18 protein-coding genes are annotated in these 23,923 nt (G+C 71.5%); 9 read left to right on the forward strand and 9 right to left on the reverse strand.

Annotated features, from left to right (window positions below; all coding sequences use genetic code 11):
* Positions 1-3 precede the first annotated feature (3 nt).
* Positions 4-1,527: an acetaldehyde dehydrogenase ExaC gene (gene exaC, locus ABD250_RS12930; RefSeq protein ID WP_179524183.1), complete on the reverse strand. Its 1,524-nt coding sequence runs from the start codon at positions 1,525-1,527 to the stop codon at positions 4-6.
* A gap of 214 nt (positions 1,528-1,741) precedes the next feature.
* On the opposite strand from exaC, the gene mftM reads away from it, so the two are divergent.
* Entirely contained in the window at positions 1,742-2,575 is an 834-nt protein-coding gene (gene mftM / locus ABD250_RS12935; protein WP_344392658.1) for a mycofactocin oligosaccharide methyltransferase MftM, read from the forward strand.
* 205 nt (positions 2,576-2,780) lie between these two features.
* On the opposite strand, the gene ABD250_RS12940 is transcribed toward mftM, so the two are convergent.
* From ABD250_RS12940 to ABD250_RS12970, 7 genes are all read right to left on the reverse strand, one after another.
* Positions 2,781-3,482 carry a MadR family response regulator transcription factor gene (locus tag ABD250_RS12940; RefSeq protein ID WP_259848063.1) on the reverse strand — a complete coding sequence of 234 codons (702 nt, stop codon included), beginning with the start codon at positions 3,480-3,482 and terminating at the stop codon, positions 2,781-2,783.
* Positions 3,479-4,846: a GAF domain-containing sensor histidine kinase gene (locus tag ABD250_RS12945; RefSeq protein ID WP_179524180.1), complete on the reverse strand. Its 1,368-nt coding sequence runs from the start codon at positions 4,844-4,846 to the stop codon at positions 3,479-3,481. The genes ABD250_RS12940 and ABD250_RS12945 overlap by 4 nt, the downstream gene beginning before the upstream one ends.
* The gene (locus ABD250_RS12950; RefSeq protein WP_241730857.1) at positions 4,843-6,006 is read right to left on the reverse strand and encodes an iron-containing alcohol dehydrogenase; all 1,164 of its coding nucleotides are present in this window, start codon (positions 6,004-6,006) and stop codon (positions 4,843-4,845) included. The genes ABD250_RS12945 and ABD250_RS12950 overlap by 4 nt, the downstream gene beginning before the upstream one ends.
* Before the next feature lie 25 nt (positions 6,007-6,031).
* Entirely contained in the window at positions 6,032-7,564 is a 1,533-nt protein-coding gene (locus ABD250_RS12955) for a VWA domain-containing protein (RefSeq protein WP_179524178.1), read from the reverse strand.
* Positions 7,561-8,649 (reverse strand): MadB family AAA-type ATPase, encoded by a 1,089-nt coding sequence (locus ABD250_RS12960; RefSeq protein ID WP_344392665.1) that lies wholly within the window; start codon positions 8,647-8,649, stop codon positions 7,561-7,563. Before ABD250_RS12960 ends, ABD250_RS12955 begins: the two co-directional genes overlap by 4 nt.
* A 109-nt stretch (positions 8,650-8,758) precedes the next feature.
* Positions 8,759-10,030: an NDMA-dependent methanol dehydrogenase gene (gene mdo / locus ABD250_RS12965; protein WP_067714967.1), complete on the reverse strand. Its 1,272-nt coding sequence runs from the start codon at positions 10,028-10,030 to the stop codon at positions 8,759-8,761.
* A 208-nt stretch (positions 10,031-10,238) separates the two neighbouring features.
* Complete coding sequence (locus tag ABD250_RS12970) at positions 10,239-11,450, reverse strand: GAF domain-containing protein (RefSeq protein ID WP_344392672.1); 1,212 nt, start codon at positions 11,448-11,450, stop codon at positions 10,239-10,241.
* Between the two features lie 150 nt (positions 11,451-11,600).
* Between ABD250_RS12970 and ABD250_RS12975 the strand changes: the two genes are divergently transcribed.
* From ABD250_RS12975 to ABD250_RS13000, 6 genes are all read left to right on the forward strand, one after another.
* Positions 11,601-13,391 (forward strand): AMP-dependent synthetase/ligase, encoded by a 1,791-nt coding sequence (locus ABD250_RS12975; RefSeq protein ID WP_182658347.1) that lies wholly within the window; start codon positions 11,601-11,603, stop codon positions 13,389-13,391.
* Between the two features lie 154 nt (positions 13,392-13,545).
* Positions 13,546-14,481, forward strand: coding sequence for a cysteine synthase A (gene cysK, locus ABD250_RS12980; RefSeq protein ID WP_179524173.1), 936 nt, complete (start codon positions 13,546-13,548; stop codon positions 14,479-14,481).
* On the forward strand, positions 14,481-15,104 hold the full coding sequence (gene epsC / locus ABD250_RS12985) for a serine O-acetyltransferase EpsC (protein ID WP_182609696.1): 624 nt from the start codon (positions 14,481-14,483) through the stop codon (positions 15,102-15,104). Before cysK ends, epsC begins: the two co-directional genes overlap by 1 nt.
* 180 nt (positions 15,105-15,284) lie before the next feature.
* On the forward strand, positions 15,285-16,301 hold the full coding sequence (locus ABD250_RS12990; RefSeq protein ID WP_182658348.1) for a zinc-dependent alcohol dehydrogenase family protein: 1,017 nt from the start codon (positions 15,285-15,287) through the stop codon (positions 16,299-16,301).
* Between the two features lie 26 nt (positions 16,302-16,327).
* On the forward strand, positions 16,328-17,149 hold the full coding sequence (fdhD, locus tag ABD250_RS12995) for a formate dehydrogenase accessory sulfurtransferase FdhD (protein ID WP_179524171.1): 822 nt from the start codon (positions 16,328-16,330) through the stop codon (positions 17,147-17,149).
* Between the two features lie 65 nt (positions 17,150-17,214).
* Entirely contained in the window at positions 17,215-19,563 is a 2,349-nt protein-coding gene (locus ABD250_RS13000; RefSeq protein ID WP_182658346.1) for an FdhF/YdeP family oxidoreductase, read from the forward strand.
* A gap of 164 nt (positions 19,564-19,727) precedes the next feature.
* On the opposite strand, the gene ABD250_RS13005 is transcribed toward ABD250_RS13000, so the two are convergent.
* Positions 19,728-21,407, reverse strand: coding sequence for an MFS transporter (locus ABD250_RS13005; protein WP_344392677.1), 1,680 nt, complete (start codon positions 21,405-21,407; stop codon positions 19,728-19,730).
* A 73-nt stretch (positions 21,408-21,480) separates the two neighbouring features.
* On the opposite strand from ABD250_RS13005, the gene ABD250_RS13010 reads away from it, so the two are divergent.
* Both ABD250_RS13010 and ABD250_RS13015 read left to right on the forward strand, forming a co-directional pair.
* The gene (locus ABD250_RS13010; protein ID WP_179524169.1) at positions 21,481-22,095 is read left to right on the forward strand and encodes a TetR/AcrR family transcriptional regulator; all 615 of its coding nucleotides are present in this window, start codon (positions 21,481-21,483) and stop codon (positions 22,093-22,095) included.
* Positions 22,092-23,912 (forward strand): NTP transferase domain-containing protein, encoded by a 1,821-nt coding sequence (locus ABD250_RS13015; RefSeq protein ID WP_344392680.1) that lies wholly within the window; start codon positions 22,092-22,094, stop codon positions 23,910-23,912. The genes ABD250_RS13010 and ABD250_RS13015 overlap by 4 nt, the downstream gene beginning before the upstream one ends.
* The last annotated feature ends 11 nt before the right edge of the window (positions 23,913-23,923 follow it).

Below are 23,923 nucleotides of genomic sequence, written 5' to 3' on the forward strand. Positions count from 1 at the left end.
GGCTCAGAAGAAGCCCTGCGGCTTGCCCGAGTAGCTCACCAGCAGGCACTTGGTCTGCTGGTAGTGGTCGAGCATCATGCGGTGGTTCTCGCGCCCGATGCCGGACTGCTTGTAGCCGCCGAACGCCGCGTGGGCCGGGTACTGGTGGTAGGTGTTGGTCCACACCCGGCCGGCCTGGATGGTGCGACCGGCCCGGTAGGCGGTGGTGCCGTTGCGCGACCACACGCCGGCGCCCAGGCCGTAGAGCGTGTCGTTGGCGATCATCATGGCGTCGTCGAAGTCGGTGAACGAGCTCAGGGAGAGCACGGGCCCGAAGATCTCCTCCTGGAACAGCCGCATCTTGTTGTGGCCGCGGAAGACGGTCGGCTGCACGTAGAAGCCGCCCGCGAGATCGCCCTCGAGCTCCGCTCGTCCGCCGCCGGTGAGGACGTCCGCGCCCTCCTGCTTGCCGATGTCGATGTAGGACAGGATCTTCTCCAACTGGTCATTGGAGGCCTGCGCGCCGAGCATCGTGTCGGTGTCGAGCGGATTGCCCTGCGTGATCTTGTTGGTGCGCTCGATCGCGAGCTCGCTGAACTCGTCGAAGACCGACCTCTGCACGAGCGCGCGTGACGGGCACGTGCACACCTCGCCCTGGTTGAGGCCGAACATCGCGAAGCCCTCGAGCGCGGCCTGACGGAAGTCGTCGTCGGCGTCCATGACGTCCTCGAAGAAGATGTTGGGGCTCTTGCCGCCCAACTCGAGGGTCACCGGGATGAGGTTCTCCGAGGCGTACTGCATGATCAGGCGTCCGGTGGTGGTCTCACCGGTGAAGGCGACCTTGCGGATGCGGGGGTTGGAGGCCAGCGGCTTGCCGGCCTCGGTGCCGAATCCGTTGACCACGTTCACGACGCCGGGCGGGAGCAGGTCGCCGATCACGGACATGAGGAACAGGATCGACGCCGGGGTCTGCTCGGCGGGCTTGAGCACCACGCAGTTACCCGCGGCCAGGGCCGGGGCGAGCTTCCACACCGCCATGAGGACCGGGAAGTTCCACGGGATGATCTGTCCGACCACGCCGAGCGGCTCGTGGAAGTGGTACGCCACCGTGTCCTCGTCGATCTGCGAGATCCCGCCCTCCTGGGCGCGGATGCAGCCGGCGAAGTAGCGGAAGTGATCGATCGCCAGCGGGATGTCGGCGGCCAGGCACTCGCGGATCGGCTTGCCGTTGTCCCACGACTCGGCCAGCGCGATGGCCTCGAGGTTCTCCTCCATCCGGTCGGCGATCCGGAGCAGGACCAGCGAGCGCTCCGCGGCGGAGGTGGCGTTCCACCCGGGGGCGGCGGCCCACGCGGCGTCCAGGGCCGCCTCGATGTCCTCGGACGTGCCGCGGCCGACCTCGCAGAAGACCTGGCCGGTGATCGGGGTGACGTTCTCGAAGTACTCGCCCTTGACGGGTGCCACCCACTCGCCGCCGATGAAATGGTCGTAGCGGCTCTTGTAGGACATCACCGAACCATCGGCGCCGGGCTGTGCGAAAACGGGCATCGTGCCCCTCCTTCTCCTCCGCGCGACCCCCGTGGTCGTCGCTGTGATGTAGGACACTATGCGCGGCGGGGTTGCAGCAACGTTGCACGCGGGCCGGCCCGAGCCGATCGCGTGCGGCCACTGCCCGACCGGGCAGGGCCGGACCCGTTCGACCTGCCGGAATCCACTGAATCCTCTCGCCGCGGACCTCCCGCTCGCCCTACCGTCTGCCCCCATGGAGACCACAGCGACCCGCGGGACGAGCCGGACGATCTCGGCGATCCGGGGCGGACCGGGCCGGCGCTTCGGGGCGTTCACCGTGATCGCCGACGACCGTCGGGTGCGGATCGGGCACGACCTCGACGACGACGAAGTCAGCGAGGCGCTGATCCCGGCCATGGCCCGCGACCTGCTCGCCACCGGGGTCCTGCACACCGTCGACGAGTTCCACCGGGCCGTGACCGCGCTCGTGACCTGCCGGGACGCGAGCTGGGAGGAGTGCTGGTCCGCCTACTACCGGTCGTCGATCTCGGCACTGGCCAGCGGCGTCTGCCCGTTCTCCCCGGTGCACGACCGGGCGGTGGCGGAGATGGTCGGCGACTCCGCGGTGGAGATCGGGTGTTGCTTCGGGTTCCTGTCCCTGCGGCTCGCCCGCGAGGGTGTCAGGACCATCGCCGTGGACCTCGACCCCTCCGTCCTCGGGTTGCTCCGGACCTGCGCACCCGTCGGCGCCGCCCGGCCCACGCCCGTCTGCCTCGACGCCCGGACGACCCCACTGGCCCCGGCCGCCGCGGACACCGTCTACCTCGTCCACGTCCTCGAGCATCTGGACGAGGACGCCGGCTGGGACATGGTCCGCGACGCACTCCGTCTGGCGCGGAGACGCCTGGTGATCGCCGTGCCCTTCGAGGCCGTCGCCGTGGCGCAGTACGGCCATGTCCGGACCTTCGACGTCCCCACGCTGACGGCACTCGCCGCCCGGATCGCGGCTGTCGGTGACGGCCGGGCCTCCGGTGTGCGGACCCGGGTCGACCAGCACCACGGCGGGTGGCTCGTGGTCGACAAGTGACGCGCCCCGTCGCCCCGTCGCCCCGTCGCCCCGTCGCCCCGTCGCCCCGTCGCCCCGTCGCCCCGTCGCCCCGTCGCCCCGTCGCCCCGTCGCCAAGAGCGTTCCGCACACGTTTGCCGAGAAGAGGGTGCGCGGAACGCTCTTCTCGTTGGGCTGCCCGGTCGGTGGCGGGGCGGGGCGGCGGCGACGGGCGGGGCGGGGGCGGTCAGAGCAGGCCCTGCTGACTGGCCACGTACACCGCCTCGGCCCGCCGTGAGACCTTGAGCTTGCGCAGGATGTTGCTGATGTGGAACTTGGCGGTCGTGGCCGAGATGAACAGCGCCTGACCGATCTCCTTGTTGGACATCCCCTCCGCCAGCAATTTCAGGACCTCGATCTCCCGGGCCGACAGGGCCTCGGACGCCGAGCCCACGCCCTTGAGCGCGTCGAGCACCATGGACGCGGTGCGGGCGTCGAAGGCGCTCTGCCCCGCCGAGACCGACCGGACGGCGGTCACCAGCTCGGTCACGTCCACGTTCTTGACCACGTATCCCCGGGCCCCCGCCCGGACCGCCCGCACGACGATCGCCTTGTCGAGGAAGGTCGTGAGCACCAGGGGGGCCACGTCGGGGAACAGGTCGCGGACCGCCGCACAGACCCGCAACCCGTCGAGCTCGGAGCCGCTCCCGAGTTTGAGGTCGATCACCGCGACGTCCGGGCGGGTCGAGCGGATGACCTCAAGCGCAGCGTCCGCGGTCGACGCCTCACCGACCACCTCGAGGTCGGGCTCCCGCTCCAGCATCAGTCGCAATCCCTCTCGCAGGACGGCGTGGTCGTCCACCAGGACGGTGCGGATCGTCGACGGTGGGGTCGTGGGGCCGGTCCCAGGCGGGGTCCTCGGCCCGGGGGTCGTCGGACCCGGGGTCATCGGGCCGGCCGCCGGTCGAGTCCGTCGACGCGGGGCGCCACCACAGTGATCGCCACCCCACCCAGGTCGGACTGCACGATGCCCAGTTCTCCCCCCACCAGCTCGGCCCTCTCCCTCATGTTGACCAGGCCCTGGCGCTCCGCGGGGGAACCGGTCCGCTCGCCCTCGAGCATGGCCCGCAGGTCCTCCGGCCGTCCCACGCCGTCGTCCTCCACGGTCAGCACCACGGCCTCGTCACCGAAGTCCAGGGTCACCACCACGCCGTGCCCCCGCGAATGCCGCGCGGAGTTCGCGAGCGCCTCACCGGCGATCCGGAGCAGCTCGTGCTCGATCCCGGGGGTCGTCGGGACCTCGTCGCCGAGCACCCGGACCTCGGTGGTCATGCTCGACGGGACGTGGAGGCGGCACAGGTCCTCGATCAGGCGGCTCAACCGCCCGTCCCCGTCGTCGATCGTGCGCAGGGCGTAGATCACGGACCGGAGCTGGTCGACGGCCTGGTCGGTCAGGTGCACCGCCTTCTCCAGCAGCGGCCGCTGCCGGTCGACCCGCCCCACCGCGTCGAGTCCGAGTTGCAGGTGCATCCCCGCGCCGAGGACCAGCTGGGAGACGCTGTCGTGGAGTTCCCGGGCCATCCGCGACCGTTCCACGTCGAGGATCCGCTGGCGGTGTGCGGCGTCGAGTTCCCGATGGGCCAATTCCAGTTCGGAGTTCCGCCGGGACAGCTCCACCACGTGCCCCCGGGCCTCCTCGTACGCCTCCTCCGCCCGCGCGAGCAACGTCTCCTGGTCCCGGAAAAGGACGGAGTTGTGCAGTGCCACGGCCGCCTGCGCGGCGAGAATCCGCAGGACCACCGTGTCGATGTCCTCGGCCGGCCGCCCGGGGTGGCGCCAGGACGCCAGTCCCCCGATCACCCCGCCGTGCAGTATCAGCGGCACGGTCACCGCGTCGGGGCCTCCGGCGTCCGCGACCTCGGAGGACCTGCCGCCGCGAAGGACCGCGAGGAGGACATTGACCACATCAGTGGGCAGCCCCTCCGGGACCGGCGCCAGATCCCGGCCCTCGAACGCGACGAACCGCCCCTCGGGGTCCACGATGACGTGCCGTGGCTCGACGGACGGGAGCTGACCGTCCCGGAGGGCGACCAGCGCCCACTCGGCGTCGAGCTGGTCGTAGGCGACCCGGAGGACCGACAGCATCAGCTCCTCGGGCCCCTCGGCGGTCCGCACCAGCGCACCGGAGACCCGATCGAGCGCGTGCATGGAGCGGCGCAGCCTCGACTCCGCCGCCCGGTACTGATCGAAGAAGCTCCTCTTGACCGACCGCAGGCCCAGGAGGGAGTCCAGATCCGTGGGCCCCTCGGTCATGACGCCTCCCGGTACAGTCGTTCGACGTCCTCGAGGGTGACGGGACGCGGGTTCGTGGCCATGCACAGATCGTCGAGCGCGTGCGCGGCCAACGTGGGGATGTCCTCGGCACGGACCCCCAGCTGAGCGAGCCCCGCCGGGATCCCGACGGCCTCCGCGAGGTCCCGGAAGCGGTCCGCGACCCGGTCCGTCACCTGGCCGCCCCGGGAGCCGACGGCCACCCCGGCGGCGCGCGCCAGGTCCGCCATGCGGTCCGCGCGCATGACCATCCCGTTGTGCCGGACGACATGGGACAGCAGGACCCCGTTGATCTGGCCGTGCGAGGAGTCGTACCGACCGCCCACCGGGTGGCTCATCGCGTGGACCGCCCCCAGGACGGCGTTGCTGAACGCCATCCCCGCCTCGAGCGACGCGAGCGCCATGTCCTCCAGTTGCCCGTCGCCGTGCCTCTCGCCGCCCCCGAGCCTGTCGAGCGACCGCGTGCACAGCTCGACGGACCGCAGGGCGTGGGAGTCCGTCAACGGACCCGCCGCGCGCGAGAAGTACGCCTCCACCCCGTGGGAGAGCACGTCGATCGCCGTGGCCGCCCGCACGTCCTCGGGGACGGTGGCGTGGGTGGCCGGGTCGATGACCGTCACGTCCGGCACCAGAGAGCGGCTGACGATGGTCACCTTGGTCCGCCGGTCCGAGTCGTTGACCACGCAGAACTGGGAGACGTCGGCACCACTGCCGGCCGTCGTCGGCACGGCCACCACCGGGGGCAGCGGCAACCGGATCCGGTCGACCCCCTCGTACTCGAGGACGTGCCCTCCGTTGGAGACGACGAGCGCCACCCCCTTGGCGGCGTCGATCACCGAGCCGCCGCCCACCGCCACGATGACGTCGCACCCCGAGGAGTGGTAGGTCCTCGCGCCGGAGAGGATCTGGGACGCCCGCGGGTTCGGCCGGACATCGGACCACACGACCGGCTCCGCACCCCGCGCCCTCAGCCCGTCGACGACCGTGCCCGGCCACGGGGTGAGTTCGAGCCACGGATCGGTGACGACGAGGGGACGCCGTGCGCCCAGTCCCATGGCGGCGGTCGCGGCCTCGGGCAGGGCACCGAAGCCGAAGAGGATCTCCGGCGCGTGGAACTTGGCCACCCGGCCTTCCGACGACATGCCCACACGATAGGCCCGGGTCATGTCAGGCGAGCGAGCTTCCCAGCAGACCTGCCCGTTCGGACAGTTCCGCGGGGTCGCGCGCGGTCACCACCCCGTCCAGGTACCGGGCGTACACGCTCAGCCCACACGTGGGCCGGTTCCAGTACCTCCGGGCCTCCGGGGTGATCCACGCCATCCGGTGGGCCCGCCTGCTGATCCGTCCGACCAGGTCCTCCCGCGGATCCAGGCCGTTGCTCCGCCCGTCACCCACGACGAGGACCGAGGTCCGGGCGTCGATCAGGTCGCCGTGGCGGTCGAGCAGCTCGGCGAACATCCGCCCGTAGTCACTGCTGGCCTCGAGGTCCAGACCGGGTGCGGCCAGCACGGTCGCCAACGCGTCCGGACCCGACGACGACAGGAGGTGGTCGGTCACGTCGACGGGTCGGTCGACGAAGGCGACCACGGAGCACCTGTTGACCTTCCGGTGCAGGCTCTGGGCCAGCCGCAGCACGAATCCGGTGACGGGACGGACCGAGAGCGACACGTCGACGAGGATCAGGAGCTTGAGCGGCCCGGGGACACGGGTCCGGTTCATGATGGTGAACGCCTCGCCGTCCGTCGCCCAGGCCCGTCGCAGGGTGGAGCGCGAATCGAGCAGCCCGCGGGCGAACGGCCGGGAGCGCCGCCGGGGGGCGCCCCGGATCCGGCGCATCACCTCGTGAGACGCGCGCTCGAGGTCCCCGCTGTCGGGCGCCTCCGGGCCCCCGTTGACCTCGTCGTCGTCGACACGACCGTCGGTGACGTCCTCCGCGAGGTTCCTCAGGAATTCCACGACCGCGTCGACGAACATCCCCACCTGCTCGCCCGCCGGGGGCCCGCCCTCGTCGGCGTGCACCGCGTACACCTGTCGGGCGTCGTACCCGTCGAGGGTCCGCAGGACGTCGAGCGCGTCCGCCCAGTCCAACGACTCGCCACTGGAGACCGAGATGGCGGAGGACCCCATCTCCCCCACCCGGTCCGACGACGCGCGATCCACCTCGATCTCGTAGGTGACCGAGGACTGCCACCGCTCCGCGCCCGCCTCGACCGCGAACTCCTCCTCGCCCGTCGCGGTCGAGAAGTCGGAGTCGTCGTAGTGGATGTCCTCGTCACGGCGGGCCGTCTCGTCGCCCTCGACCAGGTCACCGATCTCGGCCGGGTCCAGGTCCGACGGGGTGAACGGCGAGGACCCGTCCGAGTCCAGTCCCAGTTCGTCGGGCAGCGCCCCCACCTGCGGGGCGTCGCCCCGGGCCCCTCCGGAGTCCTCGACCCGGGCCGCCCGCACACCGAGGAAGAAGCTGTCGAAGACGGCGTCGAAGCCCCGATTTTCCCGCTGGTACTTGACGGTCACCGCACGGAGCGCCGGCCGAAGGACCTCGGGCCGGGAGGTCCCCACCAGCGCGAGGACCGTCCGCAGTTCCACCACCTCGGCCGGGGAGACCGCCACCCCGCGTTCCCTGAGCAGCCGCCCGAACGCCACGGAGACGATGTCGAGCACCTGCGGGGGCGAGACGTGGGACCTGTCCCCGGCCGTCATCGTCGTCCGGTCCCGCGCCCGGCCACGCTGCGGGCCCGGCCGGCCCCGAACGCGGCGGAGGTCGACGCCCCGGTCACGTCGGCGGCCGCCCGCATGTCCCGACCGCCACCCGCCGGCTCCTCGCCCGGGGCCGCCCCAGCGCCGAGAACGCCACGGGCGACATCGTCGTCGGACCGGTACTTCAGGAGAGCGGCGGACAGGACCCAGCCGAGCTCCGGGCCGTCTCCACCCCACACCGACGCGGCGCGCGCCGCGTCCACCACCTCGGAGATCGACGGGGCCTTGCGCAGGGGCAGCTCGCGCAGGCGGCGTGCCTTGTCCACCACGTCGGCCGCCACCGACTCCGGCACCTCCGGAGCGCGGGACCGGACGATCTCCGTCTCCCGCGCGGCGTCCGGGAAGTCCACGTGGAAGTGCAGGCACCGGCGCTTGAGGGCACTGGACAGCTCCCGGGTGTCGTTCGAGGTGAGCACCACCCAGGGCGTCGTGCGTGCGCGGTAGGTGCCGAGCTCCGGGATCGTCACCTGCTTCTCCGCGAGCACCTCGAGCAGCATCGCCTCGAGCGACTCCTCCGTGCGGTCGATCTCGTCGATGAGCAGGACCACCGGGTCCTCGGACGTGATCGCCTCGAGCAACGGCCTGGTCACCAGGAAGTCCTCGACGTGGATCCCCACCTCCATCTCCGCCAGCGCGGCCGAGGCCGCGGCGAGATCCTCGTGCACCGCCAGTTCCGCCGTGATCCGGTCCCGGAGCATCTGGACGTGGAGCAGCTGCTTGGCGTAGTCCCACTCGTACAGCGCCCGGGCGTCGTCGAGCCCCTCGTAGCACTGCAGCCGGACCAACCGACGGCCGAACGCGGAGGCCAGCGACTTGGCCAGCTCGGTCTTGCCCACACCGGCCGGCCCCTCCAGCAGCAGCGGCCTGTCGAGGACCGTCGCCAGGTGCACGACCGTCGCCAGCTCACGGTCGACGATGTACCCCGTCCCGCGGAGGGCCTCCGCCAGGACGTCGACGTCGATCACCGCGTCCGCGGGACCCACCTCGTCGGAACTCAGGTCGTCGGGGTGATCCTCGATGACATCCATGGTCGGGCCCTTTCCGTTCTCGGGAGATGGTGGTGTCCCCCGGGGACGGGCGGGACGGATCCGCTCGCCCGCCCCCGGGGACGTCCTGGTGGGGTGCCGCGCCGACCGGTCAGTACGACCCGGTCATGGCGTGCTCGACCATCGGGATCAGCGACTCGACCGTGGACTCACGCGGGTTGCCCGGGGTGCACGCGTCCCCCATCATGTGCTCGGCGATTCGGCGGATGTTCTCCGCCGAGGTGTCGATCCTGTCGCCCTTGCCCTTGTACTTGCCCGTGTCCATCTGGTTCTTCTCGTACAGCCCGGGCGTGATCTGGCTGAAGTTGTCCGGGATGCCGACGTCCTTCGACAACCGGATGGCGGCCTCCACCGCCGCGTCGGCGGCCTGGACGGTCGTCATGTTGCGGGTGTCCACGCCCATCTGCGGCGCGAGTTCGGCGTAGCGCTGGTAGCGCGACGGCAGGTTGTACTCCCACACCCGGGGCAGCGCGATGGCGTTGTTCAGACCGTGGTGCGTGTCGTAGTACGCGCTGATCGCGTGGGACATCGAGTGGATCATGCCCAGGCCGCCCGAGTTGAACGCCTGCGTCGCGATGTACTGCGCGTTCATCATGCCGGTCCGGGCCTCGAGGTTGCGGGGGTCGTACACGGCCGTCGTGAGGTTGTCCGCCACGAGCTTGGTCGCGTACAACGCGTTGCCCAGCGACGGGGCGAAGTCGAGCCGGGACACGTACGGCTCCGAGCAGTGCGCGAGGACGTCGAAACCGCAGTACGCGGTGAAGTGCTGCGGGCAGGAGTAGTAGAGGAGCGGGTCGTCCATCGCCAGCGAGACCAGGCTGGCGTCGTCGAACGCGACCCACTTGTGCGGGTGGTCCATGTCCGAGGTGTCCGTGATCACGTACGCCCACGAGGTCTCCGCGCCGGTGCCCGCCGTGGTGGACACCGCGATGTGCGGCGGGTTCTCGAAGTTGGTGGACTTGGAGAAGCCCTGGAACTCGTTGATGTCGCGGCCGTCGTGGGCGATCACCACGCGGGCGCCCTTGGCGGCGTCATGACTGGAGCCGCCGCCCACCGAGATGATGCCGTCGCACTTCTCCGAGTTGTAGAGCGCGGCGGCGTCCATGACGTTGTAGTCCTTGGGGTTGGACTCGACCTTGTCGAAGACGACGACGTCGAGGCCCTGGTACTCGATCTTGCCCTTGAGCTCCTCGATGATGCCCGAGCCGCGCAGTCCGGTGGTCATGATGAGGACCCGGGTCATCCCCAGCTTCTTGGCCTCCACGCCGAGGATGTCGTGTGCACCCACCCCCAACAGCGCCTTGGGGAGAGGGTGGAACTCCTTGATCGGCATGTCCCAGATCTGATTCAGTTCGATCGCCATCGTGCGCCTCCTGCTCGAGCGACCCCCACCATCGGCGGGGCGGTGATTGTGACACCGATCACTCTTGTCCGGCGGGCGCGCCGTCCGGAACAGCTACCGCGGGGTTCTGCCCACCCGGCGCACCGGGGACGGTCCGGATGGCACCGATGCACCTACCCGAGTGGACGGGTCGAGCCCGGTTCGTCACGGCCGCCGACCTCCGCGCCCCTCACGCCCCGAAGCGCTGATCGAGGACACGACACCGCGCCTCGGCCGCCGCGATCGTCGAGGCGTCCGCGTACCGCGACCGGGCCAGGCTCCGCCATGCGGCGAGATCCTCACACCCGGCGCCGCCGACCCAGGCCCTGAGCACGGGGAGACGGTCGGCGGACAGCACCGCGGCCCGCACCATCGAATGGACCTCGAGCCGCAGGTCGGCCACCCCGGGCGCGTCCGACGCCGGCAGGAGTGGTCCCGGGTAGGAGGCGACCGCCCTCATGACGTCGCCGGAGTCGAGCGCGTCCGTGACCTCGCGGAGGTCGGTGACCAGTGCACCCGGGGCCAGACGGTAGGGCCTCGACGCCACCACGTCCGGCCCGAACACCCGCCGGAGGCGGGAGACCTCGGCGCGCACGCTGACCTCGTCCAGGCGGTCGTCGGCGAGCAGCTCCGCGAGCGCACCGCCCGTCAACCCCTCCGGATGCGCGTCGAGCAGCACGCAGATCTCCGCGTGCCTGCCGGTCAGGGCGCGCCCGCCGACCCCGGGGCCGTCCCCGTCGAGCACGCCGGCCCCCGCACCGAGAACACGCAGCCTGAACCGCCCACCGTCGGCTCGGTCGACCCCGCCGCGACGGGGTACGACCAGGCCGGCGGCGGTGCGCAGCTCCCCCTCGGCGAGCATCACCGTCGCCCGGATCAGGGCGAGCATCTGGTCCGAGGCGGCACTGCTCGGGCCGGTGACGTCGATGAGCCCGATCAGCTCACCCGTCCCGGGGTCGTGGACCGGCGCCGCCGCGCAACTCCACTCGTGGGCCATCTCGAGATAGTGCTCCGACCCGCGGACCCGCACCTCCGTGTCGTGCCGGAGCGCGAGCCCCGGCGCGTTGGCCCCGACCGCCTCGTCCGTCCAGACCGCGCCGGGGATGAACGCCATCGACTCCGCGCGGGACCGGACGCCCCGGTCGCCGATCACGCGGAGCAACCGTCCCCGCTCGTCCGCGACGGCGACGATGTGCCCGCTGGAGACCACGCCAGGCACGAGGACCGACTCGACCACCGGGAGGACCGACGCCATCCGGTGCTCCGCCACGTGGCGGGAGAGGTCCGGGCCCTCCAACTCGACCGACGGCGCGACCACGGTGGGGTCGATACCCCGATGCCTGCTGCGCTCCCACGACTCGGCCACCAGCAGGCTCGCCGCGGGTCCCGTGCCCCCGAACATGTCGTCAGTGTAACCCGTATCACAGGAACCGGGATCACGAACCTGACGCGCCCCTCATAAACGGATCTAAATAGACCGTGCTGAACACGGACAGCGTCCAACCCTCTACACTTGCCAGTGATACAGGCCACACATGACCTAAGGATCGCAATGACGACCGAGTTCGCCACCCCTCCAGTAACCAAGCCCTTCCCTGTCGAGAACCTCGGCCGACTCCTGTTCAAGAACGCGGAGGAGGCCCCGAACGACGTCGCGGTACTGCGGCTCGTCGGGACCGACTGGAAGGAGGTCACCTGCGCCCAGTACCTGGAAGAGGTCAAGGGCGTCGCCAAGGGACTCATCGCCCGGGGCGTCAAGCCCGGTGACCGCCTGGCCATCATGAGCCACACCCGCTACGAGTGGTCGCTCATCGCGTGGGCCTCCTGGGCGGTCGGCGCCGTCACCGTACCGATCTACGAGACCTCCTCGTCGGGCCAGTGCGACTGGATCCTCACCGACTCCGGCGCGACCTTCGCCGTGGTCGAGAACCTCGAACTCCGCGAGGTGCTGACGTCCGGCACCGAGTGGAACGGCGACATCATGGTCATCGAGAACGACCTGGTCGCCCAGCTCACCGCCGCGGGAGCGGATGTCACCGACGAGCAGCTCGAGCAGGCCTCGCTGGCGACGGGCCACGAGGACCGGTGCGCCATCATCTACACCTCCGGCACGACGGGCAACCCCAAGGGCTGCGAGATCCTGCACGGCGGGTTCGCCGGCGTCGTGATGTCGGTCGAGGAGCAGCTCAAGGACGCGTTCGTCCCCAACAGCCGCACCCTGATCTTCCTGCCGCTGGCACACGTGCTGGCCCGCATCCTCGAGGTGGCATGCTTCTACAAGCGCGTCGCCGTGGCCCACGAGCCCGACACGACCAAGGTCGTCGAGCGCCTGGCGGAGATCCACCCGACCTTCCTCGTGTCGGTCCCGCGCGTGCTCGAGAAGGTCTACAACTCCGCCGCGGGCAAGGCCGAGGCCGCCGGCGGCGCCAAGGCCAAGATCTTCAAGGCCGCGGTGCAGACCGCGATCGACTACTCCATGGCCATGGAGGGTGGCGGGAAGCCGTCCGCGGGCCTGGCGCTCAAGCAGAAGCTGTTCTCCAAGCTGGTCTACTCGAAGCTCCACGACGCCCTGGGCGGCGAGTGCAACCGCATCATCTCCGGCGGCGGCCCCCTGGGCGCCCGCCTGGGTCACTTCTACCGGGGCGCCGGCTTCGACCTCCTCGAGGGCTATGGCCTGACCGAGTCCTCGGGCGTGCTCACCGTCAACCCGATCGGCCAGGCGAAGATCGGTTCCGTCGGTCGCCCGATCCCGGGCGTGACCATCCAGATCGCCGACGACGGCGAGATCCTGGCCAAGGCCAAGACCCTGTTCAAGGGCTACTGGCAGAACCCGCAGGCCAACGAGGACTCGTGGACCGGCGAGTGGTACCACACCGGTGACATCGGCGAGCTCGACTCGGACGGTTACCTGTCCATCACCGGCCGCAAGAAGGACCTCATCGTCACCGCCGGCGGCAAGAACGTGTCGCCGTCCCAGATGGAGGACCTCCTCTCGGCCGATCCGCTGATCAGCCAGGCCGTCGTGGTGGGCGACAACCGCAACTACATCGCAGCGCTGATCACCATCGACCAGGAGACCTTCCCGGCGTGGCGGGACAAGCACGGCAAGACCGGCGAGGTGGCGGACCTGCTCCAGGACGGCGAACTGGTCGGCGCCATCCAGGACGCGGTGGACCAGGCCAACAAGTCCGTCTCCCGCGCCGAGTCCATCCGCAAGTTCAAGATCCTCGCGGCGGAGTTCTCGGTGGAGAGCGGTGAGCTCACCCCGACGCTCAAGCTCAAGCGCAACGTCGTGCACGACCGCTTCGGCAGCGAGATCGAGGCGCTCTACTCCGACAACTGAGTCCTCGACCGGTAGCGCCCGGGCCCCACGGGGTCCGGGCGCTGCGGCATTTCGCCGGCCCCGTCATTTCACGCGGGCGTGGTCCGGACGGGTGCGGGATCACGTACACTTGCCGATAGACAGATCGGTTCATTCTGAAGAACGGAACTCACCAATGGCGAAGATCTATTCCGACATCACCGAGACCATCGGCCACACGCCCCTGGTCCGCCTCAACTCCCTCACCGACGGCCTCCAGGCCACCGTGCTCGCCAAGCTGGAGTCCGCCAACCCGGCCGCCAGCGTCAAGGACCGCATCGGCGCCGCGATCATCGACGACGCGGTCGCCTCCGGCGCCCTCAAGCCCGGTGGCACGATCGTCGAGGGCACGTCCGGCAACACCGGCATCGCGCTGGCCATGGTCGCGTCCGCGCGCGGTTTCAAGTCCGTCCTGGTCATGCCCGACACCATGTCGGTCGAGCGCCGTGCGGTCATGCGTGCCTACGGTGCCGAGCTCATCCTCACCCCGGGCTCCGAGGGCATGAAGGGCGCAGTGGCCAAGGCCGAGGAGGTCGCCTCCACCCGCGAGAACGCGGTCCTGGCCCGGCAGTTCGCCAACCCGGCCAACCCGGACGTCCACCGCCGGACCAGTGGCCCCGAGGTCTGGGAGGACACCGACGGCGAGGTCGACATCTTCATCGCCGGCATCGGCACCGGCGGCACCATCACCGGCGCCGGCGGGTACCTGCGCGAGCAGAAGTCGGACATCCAGATCGTGGCCGTCGAGCCCAAGGACTCGCCGCTGCTCACCGAGGGCAAGGCCGGACCGCACAAGATCCAGGGTCTGGGCGCCAACTTCGTCCCCGAGATCCTCAACCGGGACATCTACGACGAGGTCATCGACGTCACCCTCGACGATTCGCTGCGGATCGCCAAGCGCCTCGGCACCGAGGAGGGCATCCTCGCCGGCATCTCGTCCGGTGCCAACGTGTGGGCCGCGCTCGAGGTGGCCAAGCGTCCCGAGAACGCCGGCAAGACCATCGTGGTGATCGTGTGCGACTACGGCGAGCGCTACGTGTCCACCATGCTGTTCGAGGACTACCGCGACTGATGACCGACCCGACTCCGTCGAACGCGGACGCGCCCGCGGCGGGGATCCTGCGCACCCTGCGCGAGGATCTCGCCGCGGCGCGTGCCCACGACCCGGCGGCCCGGGGAGATGTCGAGAACGCGATCGTCTACTCCGGCCTGCACGCGATCTGGTCCCACCGGCTCTCCCACCGACTGTGGGTGGCCGGCGGGACCGGCCGGTTCGCGGCCCGCGTCCTGAGCCAGTTCACCCGGTTCCTCACGGGGATCGAGATCCACCCCGGTGCCACCATCGGTCGACGGTTCTTCATCGACCACGGCATGGGCGTGGTCATCGGGGAGACCGCCGAGATCGGCGACGATTGCATGCTGTACCACGGGGTCACCCTGGGCGGCGTCTCGCTCAAACAGGTCAAACGCCACCCCACCCTGGGCGACCGCGTGACCGTCGGCGCCGGGGCCAAGATCCTGGGCCCCGTCGAGATCGGTTCGGACTCGTCGGTCGGCGCCAACGCCGTGGTGGTCAAGGACGCCCCGGCCAACTCGATCGTCGTGGGCATCCCGGGCGTCGCCAAGCCCGCCACGGAGTCGAAGGAGGAGCTGCGCGACGCGCAGTTCTACATCGACCCCGCCATCTACATCTGACCCCTCGAGGTCCGGGACCCACCCCACGAATCCCCGGGGGGCGGGTCCCGAACCTCGTCGCGGTTCCGGCCGTCCCGACGCCGGTCCAGCTCACTGTCCAGGGGTGGTTCGAGCCGGCCGTCGGGGATAGGATCGCCGTCACCGCACCGCAGGATCGAGGTGACCGGAACCATGACGCCGATGCGTGCCTGGGTGGTCCGCGAGCCGGGCCCGCTGGCGGAGTCGCCCCTGGACCTCGTCGAGCTCCCCGTGCCCGAGCCCGGGCCGGGAGAGGTCCTCCTCCGCGTCCTGACGTGCGGGGTCTGCCGGACCGATCTCCACGTCGCCACCGGTGACCTGCCCGTCCGCCGACCGCGGGTGGTCCCGGGACACGAGATCGTCGGCGAGGTCGTCGGATCGGGACCCGGGTGCGTCCGGTTCCTCACCGGTGACCGGGTGGGTGTCCCGTGGCTGCGCGGCACCTGCGGGAGCTGCGCGTCCTGCCGGACCGGGCGGGAGAACCTGTGCGCCCGGTCCCGCTACACCGGATGGGACGCCGACGGGGGCTACGCGGAGTTCACGACGGTTCCCGAGGCCTTCGCCTACGCCCTGCCCGACGCGCTGGACGACCTCTCGGCCGCGCCGCTCCTGTGCGCGGGCATCATCGGCTACCGCGCACTGAAGCGCGCGGCGCTCCCGCCGGGTGGGAGGTTGGGTATCTACGGCTTCGGCGGCTCGGCCCATCTCACCGCGCAACTCGCCCTGGCCCAGGGGGCAGAGGTCCACGTGCTCACCCGGGGTGAGGGCGCGCGCCGGTTGGCACTCGACCTCGGGGCGACCTCGGCCGGGGGCGCCGACGAACAACCCCCGGTCCCACTCGACGCCGCCATCCTCTTCGCACCGGCGGGGGAGATCGTGCCGGCTGCCCTGGCGGCACTCGCCCCCGGTGCGACCCTGGCCGTCGCCGGGATCCACCTCTCCGACATCCCCCGGCTCGACTACCAGCGGCACCTGTTCCACGAGAAGACCGTGACCAGCGTGGTGAGCAACACCCGGGCCGACGGCGAGGAGTTCCTCGCCCTGGCCGAGCGCCTCGGCCTCCGTCCCACCACCCACGAGTACCGGCTCGACGAGGCCACCGACGCCCTCGCCTACCTGGACGCGGGGGACGTCCGCGGCGCAGGCGTCCTGCGCGTCGCCCACCGGTCCGCCAGCTGACCAGTCCACCGGCTAGCCTCTGCACCATGGGACGACGGACGAGTCGTCACCCCGCGCGGAGGATCATCGCCGGCAGTGACGCCAGACGTGAGGTGGCGACCCTCGCGGTGGAGGAGCCGCTGGAGGTCCGTCTCGGGGGACGCCCCTACCTCGTCACGATGCGCACCCCGGGCGACGACATGGACCTGGCCGCCGGTTACCTGGTGTCGGAGGGGGCGATCTGGCACCGCGACCACCTCCCCGAGATCTGCTACTGCACCACCGTGAGCGGCCGCACCGAGCAGGACTACAACACCCTCACCGTGACCCTGTCCCCGGATGTCCCGGAGCCCCGGTCCGTCCGCGCGACCGCCATGACCAGCTCCTGCGGGGTGTGCGGCGTCGACTCGGTCGCGGAGGTGCGCAAGGCGACCCACTTCCCCGCCGAGCCGGCCACCCCCCTGGTCGGGGCTGCGGTCCTGCTCTCCCTTCCCGACCGGCTCCGCGAGGGCCAGATCGTCTTCGGCCGCACCGGCGGGGTCCACGCGGCGGCCCTGTTCTCCCCCGACGGCGACCTGCTCTGTCTGCGCGAGGACGTCGGTCGGCACAACGCGGTGGACAAGGTGGTGGGTTGGGCCCTGCGCGAGGGCCGGCTCCCGCTGCGGGAGACGATCCTGCAGGTCTCCGGGCGTGCCTCGTTCGAACTCGTGCAGAAGACGTCCATGGCGGGGATCCCGGTGATCTCCGCGGTCAGCGCCCCCTCGTCGTTGGCCGTGGACCTGGCCGCCGAGACCGGGGTGACGCTGGTCGGGTTCAGCAGGGGCGACCGCGCGACCGTCTACACCCATCCGGAGCGCGTCGCCGACTGATCCGGCACCGCGCGCACTCCCGGGCCGCGGCTGCGGCGCGGTGTGTTCCGGCGCACAATGGGTCCATGAGCCTCGTCCCCCGCATCCGTCGGTCCGCGCCCGTCGCCGACATCGACGAGGCCGACCTGCGGGTCGGCGAACCCGAGACCAGCGCGGCGGGGCTCAAGGCCGTCTCGGTGGCGCTCGAGCGGGGGATCTCGCAGGCCGGGGCGACCCGGACGGCTCGGGCGTTGGCACGCCTCAACCACCGCGGCGGCACGGACTGCCCCGGGTGCGCCTGGCCCGAGTCCATCACCGGTCCGCGCAAGCCGGCGGAGTTCTGCGAGAACGGCGCCAAGGCGGTGGCCGAGGAGTCCACGACCCGGACGGTGACCCCCGAGTGGTGGGCCGCCCACCCGATCCGCGAGCTGCGGGACAAGACCGAGTACTGGCTGGGCAACCAGGGCCGGATCACCGAGCCGGTGGTGCTCAGGCCCGGCGACGAGCACTACTCTCCGATCGGCTGGCGGGAGGCGTTCGCGCTCATGGCCGAGCACGTCACCGCCACCTCGCCCGACCGCTGCGTGTTCTACACCTCCGGTCGGACGGCCAACGAGACCGCGTTCATGTACCAACTTCTCGCGCGGTCCATCGGCACCAACAACCTGCCCGACTGCTCCAACATGTGCCACGAGTCCTCCGGGTCGGCCATGACGCCCACGATCGGCATCGGCAAGGGGACTGTCTCGCTCGAGGACTTCGATCACGCGGACGTCATCCTCGTCGTCGGACAGAATCCCGGCACCAACCACCCACGGATGCTCTCCACCCTCACCGACGCCCGGCGGCGCGGGGCCCACGTGGTGGCGGTCAACCCGTTGCCCGAGGCCGGACTGCTGGGGTTCGCCGATCCGCAGTCCCCCACCGGGATCGCCAAGAGCCTGGTCGAGGGCGGGGGCGAGACCGTCTCGGATGACTTCCTGCAGATCAAGGTGGGTGGCGACCTCGCGCTGTTCCAGGCCCTGGGCCACCTGCTGCTCCGGGCCGAGGAGGCCGCGCCCGGCACGGTCGTGGACCGCGACTTCGTGGACACGTGCACCGAGGGCTTCCGGGACTACGCCGCCGCGCGTGCCGAGCTTGACTGGGAGACCACCGAGCGGGCCACGGGTCTGCGCCGCGACCAGATCGAGCGACTGGCGACGCTGCTCGTGCACTCGCGGGGCACGATCATCTGCTGGGCTCTGGGACTCACGCAGCAGCCCCACTCGGTGGACACCCTGCGCGAGATCGTCAACGTCCTGCTGCTGCAGGGCAACTTCGGCAAACCCGGCGCCGGCGCCTGCCCGGTCCGCGGCCACTCGAACGTGCAGGGCGACCGGACCATGGGGATCTGGGAGAAGCCGGGCGCGAGGTTGTTGGACGGGCTCGACGACGAGTTCGGCATCACCTCGCCGCGTGAGCACGGCTACGACTCGACCGAGACGCTCGAGGCGTTCGAGCGCGGTGACGTGGACGTGTTCGTCTCCATGGGCGGCAACTTCGCCAAGGCCTGTTCGGACACCGACGTCCTCGAGAAGGGGATGCAACGCACCGGGCTGACCGTCCACGTGTCGACCAAGCCCAACCGCTCCCACGTGGTCCACGGGCAGACGTCGCTCATCCTCCCGACTCTCGGGCGGACGGACCGCGACGACCGCCACCCCGGGGGGGCACAGTTCGTCTCAGTGGAGGACTCGATGTCGGTGATCCGCTCGTCCCAGGGGCGGCTGGAGCCGGTGTCGGAGCAGTTGCTCAGCGAACCGCAGATCGTCGCGGGCATGGCGGAGGCGATCCTCGGTCACGACCACCCGGTGGGGTGGCGCGCGATGGCGGAGGACTACGACGTGATCCGCGACCACATCGCGCGGGTGATCCCCGGCTTCACCGACTACAACCGGCGGGTGCGGCAGAAGTCCGGGTTCGTGCTGCCCAATCCACCGCGCGACACCCGGTCCTTCGCCACCCCGTCCGGGCGCGCGCACTTCACGGTGTCACCGCTCGAGTGGCTCGAGGCCCCGGCCGGGCACCTGATCCTGCAGACCATGCGGTCCCACGACCAGTACAACACCACCTTCTACGGTCTCGACGACCGCTACCGGGGCATCTCCGAGGGGCGCCGGGTGATCCTCGTGAACCCGGATGACCTGCGCGACCTGGGCCTCGCGGACCGCCAGCTGGTCGACGTGGTGAGTGTGTTCACCGGCTCGGACGGCGTGACAAGCGAGCGTCGGGCGGAGGAGTTCCGGCTGGTGTCCTACCCGACGGCCCGCGGCTGCTGCGCGGCCTACTTCCCCGAGGCCAACAACCTGGTCCACCGTCAGAACGTGGCACGGGAGTCCAACACGCCCGGTTTCAAGGCGGTGACCGTCCGGTTCGAGCCGCGGAGCGAGCGCTAGCGAGCGCAGCGGCGAGTAACCGGCGCACGGGCGGAGCCCGGTTCGAGCCGCGGAGCGAGCGCTAGCGAGCGCAGCGGCACGCCGCGCATCTGTGCATCCGCTCGTGCGCCCGCCGTACGCCTCAGCCGCTGCACTCTCGCGTGCACCACCGCGCACGCGCGTGTTCATGGTCGGGGGCGGGTCCCCCGGTTGCGGGCAGGCGCGGAAGCGGATGCCATCGAGGCGGGTTCGGAACCGCCGGCGACCCCGGCGTCCCCCGTAGTAGCAGCAGCAGCCGCAGCCGCAGCCGCATCCCCCGTCTCCGATTCGCCGTGGGGGACGTAACCCCGCCCGGGGGCCACGAACAGCAGCACCACCGCAGCGCCCGCCGCGACCAGCCCCAGCGCGAACAGTGCGTCGGAGATCCCGGTCACGAAGACGTCGGCGGCGGCGTCGACTATCCCCTGGAGCGCCGGCCCGGCCACGGCGACGAACTCCACCGCGCCGGCGAACGAGCTCTCCACCGCCTGACGCCCGGACTCGGGCACGCCGGGCAGGACGTCGACGATCCCGGTGGCGTAGCGGCCGGCCAGGATGCTGCCCGAGAGCGCGATGCCGATCGCGGCTCCCACCTCGCGCATCGCGTCGTTGACGGCGGCGGCCACCCCCTGTTCGTCGACGGAGATGTCGGAGACGATCGCCGAGGTCGCCGGCGCCGTCGAGAGCCCCAGACCCACGCCCGCCGCGAGCATCGGCCACATGATGTCCCAGTACGTGGAGTCGACACCCAGCCGGGAGAGCAGGATCATCCCGGCCGCGATCGCGCCGACGCCCACCACGGAGACGACCCGCAGTCCGACCACGGCGGTGATGCGGGGCGAGACCAGTGAGAAGAGCAGGACCGGCAGCGCCATCGGAGCCAACGCCAGGGAGGCGGCGATCGGGTCGTACCCCTTGACCAACTGCAGGTACTGCACGATCAGCAGGAAGAACCCGAAGATCGTCAGGAACTGCATCCCGACGGAGATGGAACCCGTGGCGAAGCCCCGCCGGCGGAAGTACCGCACGTCGAGAAGGGGATCGGTGGCACGGAGTTCGACCAGGACGAAGGCCAGCAGGCTCACCGCGGCCACGATGAGGGTGACGACGACGAGGGGGTCGGAGAAACTCGTGTGCGCGCCCTCGATGAGGCCGAAGACGACGCCACCGACCGCCAGCGCCGAGAACACGGATCCCAGCACGTCCGGCCGCCCGTGCCGGGACGCCACGGATTCACCGATCGTGAGGGCGGCCAGGAGCACCAGCAGACCGATGCCGGAGTAGACCACGAAGATCGCCTTCCACGACCACACCTCCAGCATGACCCCCGAGCTGAGCAGGCCGACGATCCCGCCGATACCCGCGAACCCGGCCCACATGCCCACTGCGGAACCGCGACGCTCGGACGGGAAACTGGCGGTGAGCAGCGAGAGCGTGGAGGGCATGACGAACGCCGCGCCCACTCCGGCCACCGCACGCAGGACGATCACCCAGAGCGGCGAGTCCAGCCAGATGGGCAGGGCCGAGGACACGGTGAACAGGGCCAGCCCCACGATGAGGGTGGCCCGGCGGCCGAAGCGGTCGCCCAGGGCGCCTGCGGTGAGCACGAGCGCGGCGAGCGCCAGCGTGTAGGAATCGACGATCCAGGTGAGCTGGGCCTGGGTTGCCCCGGTGGCCACGGCGATGTCCGGCAGGGAGGTGTACAGCGCGGACATCGTGGCGACGACCAGCGACACCGCCACGATGTTGACGAACAGCAGCCAGCGGCGCCGTCCGGTGGTCAGTTCCAGCACTTCGGCTCCCTGGGGTCGGAGGTGTGGCGACATCTGAAGAAACGATACCGCCGGTATCGGTCGGGTCACCACACCGTATCCCACCGGGGGCCGTCACAATGGACCCATGCAGTCTCCGACCGATCCGCGCCGCGCCCGCTCGCGGGGAAAACTCCTGGACGCCGCGGTGGACCTGCTCCTGTCAGGTGGTGCCGCGGCGGTGACGGTGGACGCGGTCACCCGCGTGTCCGGCGTCGCCCGGACCACGCTGTACCGCAACTTCCCCTCCACCGACTCACTGATCGCGGCGGCGTTCCGGCGCCTGCTGCCGGCGCCGGAGCCGCCTCCGAGTGACGCCCCGGTGCGCGATCAACTCGTCCAGTTGTGCACGTCCATGACGCGCCTGATCCAGGACGCCCCGCTCCAGCAGTCGATGTGGGGATGGCTGGCGATGGGCCGGGGTGCCGGGGACGACGACGAGGTGGGCGAGCTGCGCCGCGGCGTCGTGGACTCCTACGCCGCCCCCCTGCACGCCGTCCTGTCCACCGCCGAGTCCGCCGGAACCCTGATCCCCGGGGACCGCGACCTGGCGGTGGCCCAGCTCGCCGGGCCGGTGGTCCTCGCGCGCATGATCGGACTGCGACCGTTCACCGCCGCGGACATCGAGATGCTCGTCGACGACTTCCTGCGCAGCCGCCTCGCGGGGGAGGCTGCCCGGCACCGCGCGGTGGCCGACTCGTGACCGGCGCCGCCGGCGCGATCGTCCTGACCGGGGGCCGCGCGAGCCGACTCGGCGGCGCCGACAAGGCGGGGATCGCGGTGGCGGGCCGGCCGATGCTCGAGACCGTGGTCAGGGCCGCCGCAGCGGTGTCGGACGCGGTCGTCACGGTCGGCCCCGGGGGTGACACCTGCGAGGAACCGCCCTACTCCGGTCCCGTCGCCGGGATCGCGGCGGGGCTGGCGGCGCTCCCGGAGCGGGTGGACCTCGTCGTCGTCGTCGCCTGCGACCTCCCGGACCTCGACGACGACACCCTCCACGCCCTCGTCGCCGCGCTGGGGCGGCCCACCGCCGAGTCCACCGGGCGGCCCACCGCCGAATCGACCGGGCGGCCCGCCGCCGCCCTCGCCGTCGACGCAGGGGGCCGTGACCAGTACCTGCTCGCCGTGTGGCACCGCCCCGCCCTCGCCGCGCGACTGGACGCCCTGCGGCGGTTCGGCGGCCTGGGCGGGCGACCGGTCCGGGCCCTGTACGACGACGAGGTGCTCACCCGCGTGTCAGTGGGCGCGCCCGCGCGGGACGTCGACACCTGGGCCGAGGTGGTCGCCTCCGGGCCGATCGCACTGGCCGACGTGAGAGCCGCCCTGCGCGTGGGGCTCGTGCCGCTGCCCGCGACAGCGCGCCCTCCGCTCGCCGCGATCGGGGGCGTCCTCGCCGCTCCGCTGGTCGCGGCCGACCCGATGCCGCGCGAACCGGTGTCGGCGATGGACGGCTACGCCTTGGCCGGTCCCGGCCCGTGGCGGCTGACGGGACCCGCGCTCCGGGCGGGGACGAGTGCGCCCGGTGGGCTGGTCGCCGGCACCGCCGCGCCCATCGCGACCGGCGCACTCGTCCCGGTCGGCAGCGACAGGGTGCTCCGCCACGAGCTCGTGGAGGTGACGCGGGACGGCTCCGGGCCGGCGGTCGTGACCGCCTTGCCCGGGGCCGCCGGCCAGGACGACCTGCGGCCGGCGGGCGAGGACTGGGCCGCCGGCCGCGAGCTCGCGGAGGCCGGGGTCACGCTGGACCCGGCGCTCTCCTCAGCGGCCCTCTCGGCGGGCCTGACCTCGGTCATGGTCCGCGGACCGGTGCGCGCGATCGTGGTGACGACGGGCGACGAAGTCCTGCCCGCCGACACCCCGTCGCCGTTGCCGCCGGGCCGGATCCGCGACACGGTCGGCCCGCTGCTCGGCGGGGTCCTCGCGCGGGCGGGGTTCGACTGCGCCGGGCCGCCCGGACACTGCCCGGACACCATTGATGCCATGGACCGGTTGATCTCCGGCGCGGCTGGTACCGGTGCCGGTTCCGCACACGAGGTCGGGCCCGGGCAGCCCACCGTGGACGTCATCGTCCTGGTCGGCGCGACCGGCCGCGGGGTGGCCGACCACCTCCGTCCCGCCCTCGAGCGAGCAGGCGCGACGATCGTGCTGGACGGGGTCCGGGTCCGTCCCGGGGGCTCGCAGATCGTGGCGGCGCTGCCCGACGGCCGCGTGCTGCTGGGACTTCCGGGCAATCCCCTGGCGGCGGTGAGCGCGGCCGCCACCACTGGCCGCGCGGTGGTCGACTCACTCACCGGCCGCGAGCGAGCCGCGGTCCTGGCCCGGGTGACCGCTCTCGACCGGCTCTCCGCCCCGGGCCGTGCGCGGATCCTGCCGGCCCGCCCCGACGGGGCCGGCGGATGGGCGCTCTCCGGCCGGGTCCGCACCGCCCACCTGGCCGACCTCGCAGGCGCTCCCGCGCTCGCCGTGGTCCCGGAGGGAGCCGGGGCCGACGACCCCGTGGAGATCGTCGACTGGATCTGACCGGGCGGCGG

Source organism: Dietzia cercidiphylli (assembly GCF_039531545.1).
Taxonomy (GTDB): Bacteria; Actinomycetota; Actinomycetes; order Mycobacteriales; family Mycobacteriaceae; genus Dietzia; species Dietzia natronolimnaea.